Annotated in this window: 7 protein-coding genes and 1 pseudogene; 3 read left to right on the top strand and 5 right to left on the bottom strand. The window is 71.6% G+C overall.

Annotation, left to right across the window (positions count from 1 at the left end; translation table 11 throughout):
- From GTW43_RS31880 to GTW43_RS31870, 3 genes are all read right to left on the bottom strand, one after another.
- Positions 1 to 1,184 (bottom strand): oligopeptide/dipeptide ABC transporter ATP-binding protein (locus tag GTW43_RS31880; protein WP_343246180.1); only part of this gene is annotated, 1,184 nt, incomplete at its 3' end.
- Positions 1,174 to 2,082 (bottom strand): ABC transporter permease, encoded by a 909-nt coding sequence (locus tag GTW43_RS31875; RefSeq protein WP_161305445.1) that lies wholly within the window; start codon positions 2,080 to 2,082, stop codon positions 1,174 to 1,176. The genes GTW43_RS31875 and GTW43_RS31880, both read right to left, overlap by 11 nt.
- Positions 2,083 to 2,094: 12 nt before the next feature.
- On the bottom strand, positions 2,095 to 3,078 hold the full coding sequence (locus tag GTW43_RS31870; RefSeq protein WP_161305444.1) for an ABC transporter permease: 984 nt from the start codon (positions 3,076 to 3,078) through the stop codon (positions 2,095 to 2,097).
- Between the two features lie 183 nt (positions 3,079 to 3,261).
- Here GTW43_RS31870 and GTW43_RS31865 point away from each other — a divergent pair, with 183 nt between their 5' ends.
- The gene (locus GTW43_RS31865; RefSeq protein WP_161305443.1) at positions 3,262 to 4,947 is read left to right on the top strand and encodes an ABC transporter family substrate-binding protein; all 1,686 of its coding nucleotides are present in this window, start codon (positions 3,262 to 3,264) and stop codon (positions 4,945 to 4,947) included.
- A gap of 31 nt (positions 4,948 to 4,978) precedes the next feature.
- Here GTW43_RS31865 and GTW43_RS31860 read toward each other — a convergent pair whose 3' ends face one another.
- Positions 4,979 to 5,569 carry a helix-turn-helix domain-containing protein gene (locus GTW43_RS31860; protein WP_161305442.1) on the bottom strand — a complete coding sequence of 197 codons (591 nt, stop codon included), beginning with the start codon at positions 5,567 to 5,569 and terminating at the stop codon, positions 4,979 to 4,981.
- Positions 5,570 to 5,760: 191 nt separating this feature from the next.
- Here GTW43_RS31860 and hisN point away from each other — a divergent pair, with 191 nt between their 5' ends.
- Together hisN and GTW43_RS31850 are read left to right on the top strand one after the other, a co-directional pair.
- Positions 5,761 to 6,552 carry a histidinol-phosphatase gene (gene hisN / locus GTW43_RS31855; RefSeq protein WP_161305441.1) on the top strand — a complete coding sequence of 264 codons (792 nt, stop codon included), beginning with the start codon at positions 5,761 to 5,763 and terminating at the stop codon, positions 6,550 to 6,552.
- Between the two features lie 222 nt (positions 6,553 to 6,774).
- On the top strand, positions 6,775 to 7,167 hold the full coding sequence (locus GTW43_RS31850; protein ID WP_161305440.1) for a CBS domain-containing protein: 393 nt from the start codon (positions 6,775 to 6,777) through the stop codon (positions 7,165 to 7,167).
- A 205-nt stretch (positions 7,168 to 7,372) separates the two neighbouring features.
- Here GTW43_RS31850 and GTW43_RS31845 read toward each other — a convergent pair.
- Positions 7,373 to 8,170 (bottom strand): annotated as a pseudogene (locus tag GTW43_RS31845) (peroxidase family protein); the annotation flags it as partial.
- Positions 8,171 to 8,173 lie beyond the last annotated feature (3 nt).

Raw genomic sequence — 8,173 nt, 5'->3', positions numbered from 1 at the left:
GTGGACTTGCCGGAGCCGGACTCGCCGACCAGGGCGAGCGTCTCGCCGCGCGCGATGTCGAGGTCGACGCCGTCGACGGCGTACACACTGCCCACGCGCCGCTTGAAGGCTGTGCCCCTGTGGACGGGGAAGGTCCTGCCGAGGCCGCGGACCTTCAGCACCGGTTCCGCGCCCGCCCGCGGTGGGCTGCGTCGCGGGATCGGCGGCACGGGGAACACCTCGCGCGGCGTGCGCCCCGCCGCCTCCGCCGAGCGCAGGCACGCCGCGGTGTGCCCCGCGCCCACGGCGACGAGCTCCGGCGTGCTCACCGTGCACCGGTCGTCGGCCAGGGGGCAGCGCGGCGCGAAGGCGCAGCCCGGCGCCGGCTCCCCGGCCCCCGGTGCGACCCCGGGCACGGGCACCAGGACGTCGGCCGCCCCGTCGATCCGCGGGACCGCGCCGAGCAGGCCCAGCGTGTACGGCATCCGCGGCGCCCGGAACACCGTGTCCACGGGGCCGCTCTCCACGACCCGGCCGCCGTACATCACGGCCACCCGGTCGGCCGTGCCCGCGACGACGCCGAGGTCGTGGCTGACCAGCACGACGGCGGCGCCCGTCTCGCGCTGGGCGGTGCGCAGCACGTCGAGGACCTGGGCCTGGATGGTCACGTCGAGGGCGGTCGTCGGCTCGTCGGCGACGATGACGTCCGGGTCGTTCGCGATGGCCATGGCGATCATCGCCCGCTGGCGCATCCCGCCCGAGAACTCGTGCGGGTAGGCGTCCGCGCGCTCGTGGGCGCGCGGGATGCCGACGAGGCCGAGGAGTTCGACGGCCCGCGCCCGGGCGGCCTCGCGCGACACGTCGCGGTGCGCGCGGACGGCTTCGGCGATCTGGTCCCCGATCCGGTACACGGGCGTGAACGCGGACAGCGGGTCCTGGAAGACCATGCCGATCCGTGCGCCGCGCACCCGCGACAGCTCCCGGTCCGACGCGCCGACCAGCTCCTGCCCGTCGAGGCGCACCGATCCGCGTACGGTCGCGTTCCCGGGCAGGAGGCCGAGGAGGGCGAGCGCGGTCGCGGACTTGCCGGAGCCGGACTCCCCCACCAGCCCGAGCACCTGGCCGCGTTCGAGACGGAGGTCGACGCCGCGCACGGCGGCCCTGCCGTCGAACTCGACGTGCAGGCCGGTCACTTCAAGCAGCACGGTGCGCACCCTTTCCCGAGGCGGACGGATCGAGCGCGTCACGCAGCCCGTCGCCCACCAGATTCACCGCGAGGACGAAGACGATCAGCAGACCGGCGGGGAAGAAGAACATCCAGGGGTACGTGATCGCCGCGCCGGTCGTCGACGCGATCAGCGTGCCGAGCGAGACGTCCGGGGCCTGCACACCGAATCCGAAGTACGACAGCGCGGTCTCGCTCATGACCGCGCCGCCCACCGCGACGGTCGCGTCGATGATGAGGAACGAGGCGATGTTCGGCAGCACGTGCCGGCGGATCACGGTGAAGGGCCCGACGCCCATGTACCGCGCGGCACGGATGAATTCGCGCTCCTTGAGCGACACCGTCATCGACCGCACGACCCGCGCCGTGATCATCCAGCCGAACACGGCGAGCAGTCCGACGAACGCGAACCAGCCGAGGCCCCGCAGGCGCGGCGAGACGATCGCGATGACGAGGAACGACGGGAAGACGAGCAGCAGGTCGACGACGAACATGAGCGCCCGGTCGGCCCAGCCTCCGAAGTATCCGGCGCACGCGCCGACGAGTGCCGCGAGCCCTGTCGCGAACAGAGCCACCAGAACGCCGATGACCAGGGACTTCTGCAGGCCGCGCACGGTCTGCGCGAACACGTCCTGGCCGATGCGGTTGGTGCCCCACCAGTGGTCGGCGGAGGGTGCCTCGCGCAGCGCCGCGTAGTCGACCTTCTCGTACGTCCATGAGGTGAGGTGGGGGCCGAACACGGCGAGGGCGACGAGCAGGAGGAGGACGGTGGCTCCGACGAGGGCGCTCCTGTTGCGCAGGAAACGGCGCGCGACGACGGAGCCGCGGCCGCGGGGCCGGGAGAGCGGTGGTGCCGTCTCGACAAGGTTCGCTGTCATGGCGTAGGTCACTCAGGCGCGTCGGACGCGCGGGTCGAGGGCGGCGTGCAGCACGTCGGCGAGGAAGCCGGACAGGAGCACGACCACCGCGGCGAAGACGTTGACGGCGACGACGGAGTTGACGTCGTTCTTGCCGATGGAGGACACGAACCACTCGCCCATCCCGTGCCAGCCGAAGATCGTCTCGGTGAAGGTGGCCCCGGTGAACAGGGCGAGGAAGCCGTAGGAGAAGAACGTGGACATCGGGATGAGAGCGGTGCGCAGTCCGTGCCTGACCAGGGCCGTGCGGTGCCTGAGGCCCTTGGCGCGCGCCGTGCGGAGGTAGTCGGCGCCCAGGACGTCGAGCATCGCGGAGCGCTGGTAGCGGCTGTAGCTCGCGATGGCGCCGAGGGCGATCGACACCGTCGGCAGGAGCAGGTGCACGGAGCGGTCCTTGAGCACCGGCCAGAAGCCGGAGTCGACGCCGGGGCTCTTCTCGCCGGTGAACTGGATGACGTCGGTGCCGGTCCGCTGGTTGAACCAGATCGCGCCGATCTTCAGCAGAACGGCCAGCAGGAAGACGGGAGTCGAGAGCAGCGCGAAGGACGCGATCGTCAACGCCCGGTCGGAGAGCCGGTACTGACGCACCGCCGTCCAGGCCCCGGCGAGGACGCCGAGTGCCGTGCCGGCGATCGTGCCGAGCAGGAGCAGGCGGAGGCTCACGCCGATCCGCCGCCCGAACTCCTCGCTGACGGACGAGCCGTCGATGGTCTCACCTAGGTCGCCGCGCAGGGCGTGCCCGGCCCAGGTGACGAAGCGGGCGGGCAGGGGCCGGTGGTCGTCGACGCCGATCGCGCTCAGGTGGTGGTCGATCGCGGCCGGCGACAGCGGGGGCCTGCGGCCCTCGTAGAAGGCGCGCGGGTCCAGGGCGAGCGAGGCGATCAGGTACGAGAGGGCGATGGCGACGGCGAGCAGGACGACGTAGTAGCCGACGCGTCTGCCCAGATAGCCCCACACCTGTTCCGCCTCCGTCTGTGCAGGTCACCGGCTTGTCGCAGCAATCATGATCGCGCCTTGTTGCCGCATCATGAAGAGCACATGTCATCTTCCGGGAGCCCTTCCACGGGCGTCGCCGACGGGATTACGTTCTCGCCGACTGCGGCCGCACCCCCTGGCCCCGCCCGACCCGAAGGAAGACCCATGCGCAGATCCACCGTCACCGCCCTCGCAACCGCTCTGTCGGCCGGGCTGGTGCTCGCGGGCTGCGGTTCCTCCGACGACGGCAAGCCGGTGAAGAAGCAGGCGGCACCGGCGGTGGACGGGCAGGACGTCAACCCGCACCCGGTCAGCGACCTGAAGCAGGGCGGCACGCTGAAGATGGGCCTGTCGACGTGGCCCGCGAACTTCAACTGGAACACGCCGGACGGCTTCAACGGCGACGCCACCGAGGTCGACGGCGCCCTGCTGCCCGACCTGTTCGACAACGACGCCAAGGGCGCGCAGCACGTCAACCCGAACTTCCTGACCTCGGCGAAGGTCGTCTCCACAGACCCGCAGGTCGTCGAGTACGAACTGAACCCGAAGGCCGAGTGGTCCGACGGAAAGCCGCTGAGCTGGAAGGACTTCGCCGCTCAGTGGAAGGCCCTGAACAACACGGACAAGCGCTACGAGGCGGCCGTCACCGACGGCTACGAACAGATATCCAAGGTGGAACAGGGCAAGGACGCACACGGCGTCACGATCACCTTCGCCAAGCCGTACGCGGAGTGGAAGAGCCTGTTCGACGCGCTGTACCCGGCGGCGTACATCGACACCCCGGACAAGTTCAACAAGGGCTGGGTGCAGAAGTTCCCGGTCACCGCCAACGCCTTCAAGATCAAGCAGATCGACAGGACGGCCCAGACGATCACCGTCGTGCCGGACCCGGACTGGTGGGGCCCGAAGCCCAAGTTGGACTCGGTCGTGTACCGCATCATCGACTTCACCGCGAGCACCGAGGCGTATCTCAACAAGGAGGTCGACCAGGCCACCGCCCTGCTGCCCGAGGACTACAAGCGCCTCGCGAAAGCGCCCGGCACCGACATCCGGCGCGGCGCCCGCTGGGACGAGGTGCACATCGCGCTCAACGGCGCGCGCGGCCCGCTCAAGGACGTCCGCGTACGTCAGGCGATCGGCAACGCGATCGACCGCAAGGGCATCAACGCCGCCTTCAGCAAGGACCTCTCCTTCGAGCTGAAGCCGCTCGACAACCACCTCTTCATGCCGAACCAGGTGGGCTACCAGGACAACTCGGGCGCGTACGGGAGGTTCGACCCCGAGCGCGCCGGGAAGCTCCTCGACGCGGCCGGCTGGACGTCGTCCGGTGAGGGCGGACCACGCACCAAGGGCGGCCGGGAGCTCACGCTGGACTACACGCTGAGCGCCGGCAGCGCGTCGTCCGCCCTCGACCAGGCCGAACTGGTGCAGCAGCAACTGGCGACCGTGGGCGTCAAGGTCGCGATCAAGAAGGTCCCGGCCAACGACTTCTTCCCGAAGTTCGTGAACACCGGCAACTTCGACCTCACGAGCTTCCGCAACGTCGATGCCGTCTTCAAGAGCGTCGTCACCCCGACCTTCGTGCAGCCGCAGGGCAAGAACCTCTTCCAGAACTACGGCTCCGTCGGCTCTCCGAAGATCGACGCACTGCTGAAGAAGGCCCTGCAGACCCCCGACCCGACCGAGGCGAACAAGCTCTACAACGAGGCCGACAAGGAACTGTGGAGGCTCGGCCACTCCATCGAGCTCTACCAGCGTCCGCAGATCGTCGCCGTCCGCTCGGGCCTCGCGAACTACGGCGCCGAGGGCCTGGCCAGCCGCGACTACACGAAGATCGGCTGGCTCAAGTAGCGCGTCCCGTGCCCGGGAGCGGCGCACGGGCTCACCCGGCGCGCGGTCCGACCGCGTCGCGCACCAGCCGCCCGACGCCTCCCTCCTCCGGCGGCGCCACCACGCACGACAGGGCGAGGCGCACCACCAGCTCGCAGTCACGGGCGAGCCTCTGCTCCTGCGCGCGGTCCAGGCCGGGTGCGCCCAGCGCGGCCGAGGCCCGGTCCCGTACGGCGCAGACGAAGTCGGCGGGGGAGGGCAGCGGGCCGTTCGCACGACGCTGCGCCGGCACGGTGGAGGGCGACGACACCGCGGACAGTGTCGGCGAGGGCAGCCGCTCGCTCCAGCAGCCGGTGAGGGCCGCCCGCACCACGGGGTTGCACCGGGCGGTCGCCGTCGTCCAGTCGGCGAGCGCCTCGAGTCCGCCCTCGCGCAGCGCCCGGTCGGCCCCCGCGAGGTACAGGTCGGTCTCCCGCCGCACCAGGGCCCGGGCCAGCCCGTCCTTGCTGCCGAACTCGTTGTAGAGGGTCTGCCGGGACACCGAGGCGGCGGCCGCCACGTCGACCATCCGCACCGCCGACCAGGCGCGGCGCCCGAGCGCCGCGCAGGCCGCGTCCAGCAGGGACTCCCGCGCTGCGGGCATGGTCGCCTCCCCGGGCCGCCGGGTCCGTTCGGTTCGTTTCGCCAGAGTTGACGCGCTTGTCCGCTCTGTCAAGGCCCCGCACGGCCCGCACGTCCGTGCCCGGGACCGGGTGTGCGGGCGGGCGGGCGCCGCCCGGGCCGGGCGCAGGGGCGCTGTGGCCCCGGACGCACCACGATCGATACTGTGCACCCATGCCCGACTACCTCGATGATCTGCGTCTCGCCCACGTCCTCGCCGACGTCGCCGATGCCGCGACGATGGACCGGTTCAAGGCTCTCGACCTGAAGGTGGAGACCAAGCCGGACATGACGCCGGTGAGCGAGGCCGACAAGGCGGCCGAGGAGCTGATCCGGGGCAACCTGCAGCGGGCCAGACCGCGTGACGCGGTGCTCGGCGAGGAGTACGGCATCGAGGGCACGGGCCCGCGCCGCTGGGTGATCGACCCGATCGACGGCACGAAGAACTACGTGCGCGGCGTGCCGGTGTGGGCGACCCTGATCTCCCTCATGGAGGCGGGCGAGGGCGGGTACCAGCCGGTCGTCGGCGTGGTGTCGGCCCCGGCGCTGGGCCGCCGCTGGTGGGCGGCGAAGGGCGCGGGCGCGTACACGGGCCGCAGCCTGACCTCGGCGAGCCGGCTGCACGTGTCGAAGGTGAACCGCATGGCCGACGCCTCGTTCGCGTACTCCTCGCTGTCCGGGTGGGAGGAGCAGGGCCGGCTGAACGGCTTCCTCGACCTGACCCGCACGGTGTGGCGCACGCGCGGCTACGGCGACTTCTGGCCGTACATGATGGTCGCCGAGGGCTCGGTCGACCTGGCCGCCGAGCCGGAGCTCTCCCTGTGGGACATGGCCGCGCCGGCGATCGTGGTGGCCGAGGCGGGCGGCTCGTTCACCGGCCTCGACGGCCGTCCCGGCCCGCACAGCGGCAACGCGGCGGCGTCGAACGGGCTGCTCCACGACGAGATGCTCAGCTACCTGCGCTGACCCGTCGGCCGCACCGATCCGCGGTCCGCGCCGCCTCGCACGGGGCGGCCGGACTCCCGGCCGTGCGCCGGAAGTCGCCCCCCGCGCCCCCTTGTTGACGTCCCCTTTGCCTGCGACATTGAGAGTCCCCCTACTTGTGAACTTGTGAATCGCTTCTCGTTGCCGCCTCCGGGCCGCACGGGACGCGGCACAGGTACCTCCCACAGGAAGGTGGCTCCATCCATGCTCGTCCGTGACGCCATGAGCACGATGGTCCTCACCATCGGTCCCACCCACACCCTGCGCCAGGCGGCCCGCCTGATGGCCGCACGTCACGTCGGCGCCGCCGTGGTCCTCGACCCCGACGGCTGCGGCATCGGCATCCTGACCGAGCGCGACGTCCTCAACTCCCTCGGCCTCGGCCAGAACCCCGACCACGAGACCGCCGCCGCCCACACCACCACCGACGTCGTCTTCGCCGCCCCGGCGTGGACCCTGGAGGAGGCCGCCGCGGCGATGGCGCACGGCGGCTTCCGGCATCTGATCGTCCTCGACGGGCGCGAGCCGGTCGGTGTCGTCTCCGTGCGCGACATCATCGGCTGCTGGGCCCCGGCCCGGCAGCTGGGCGCCGTCTGAGCCGCCGCACACAGGTCCCGCCCGGCGCCCGGGCACGACGAAGAGGGCCGGGCACGACAAAGAGGGCCGGCTCCCCGAGGGAACCGGCCCTCCCGTCTCCCGGCGGGCGCCCGGGCGTTCAGCCGCGAAGGGCCATGATCGCGGCCTTCACCGGGCGCCTGCCGAAGCGGTCGTCCGCCCCGCGAGGGGCGGCTCCTGCGGACCGTCAGACGTCGAAGCGGTCCAGGTCCATGACCTTCGCCCAGGCGGCGACGAAGTCCTCGGCGAACTTCGCCCGGGCGTCGTCACTCGCGTAGACCTCGGCGACGGCGCGCAGCTCCGCGTTGGACCCGAAGACCAGGTCGGCGCGGGTGCCGGTCCACTTGACCTGACCCGAGGCGTCGCGGCCCTCGAACTCGTCCTGCGCCTCGGAGGTGGACTTCCACTGCGTGTCGAGGTCCAGCACGTTGACGAAGAAGTCGTTCGTCAGGGTGCCCGGGCGGTCCGTGAACACGCCGTGCTTCGACTGACCGTGGTTGGCACCCAGGACCCGCAGACCGCCGACGAGGACGGTCAGCTCGGGGGCGCTCAGGTTCAGCAGGTTGCCCTTGTCGAGCAGCAGGAACTCGGCCGGCAGGCGGTTGCCCTTGCCCGCGTAGTTGCGGAAGCCGTCGGCCGTGGGCTCGAGCGCGGCGAAGGAGTCGACGTCCGTCTGCTCCTGCGTCGCGTCCACCCGGCCCGGGGTGAAGGGGACCTCGACGCGGACGCCGGCGTCCTGGGCCGCCTTCTCCACACCCGCGCCACCGGCGAGCACGATGAGGTCGGCCAGCGAGACCTGCTTGCCGCCCTTGGCGTTGAACGCCGAGCGGACGGACTCCAGCTTGCTGAGGACCTGGGCCAGCTCGTCCGGGTTGTTGACCTCCCAGTTGCGCTGCGGCTCCAGGCTGATGCGGGCGCCGTTGGCACCGCCGCGCTTGTCGCTGCCGCGGAACGTGGACGCCGAGGCCCACGCGGTGGAGACCAGCTA

The organism is Streptomyces sp. SID5785, assembly GCF_009870065.1.
Classification (GTDB): Bacteria; Actinomycetota; Actinomycetes; order Streptomycetales; family Streptomycetaceae; genus Streptomyces.
Note: the sequence above shows the minus strand (reverse complement) of the source record. Positions and strands in the feature narration are given on the sequence as shown.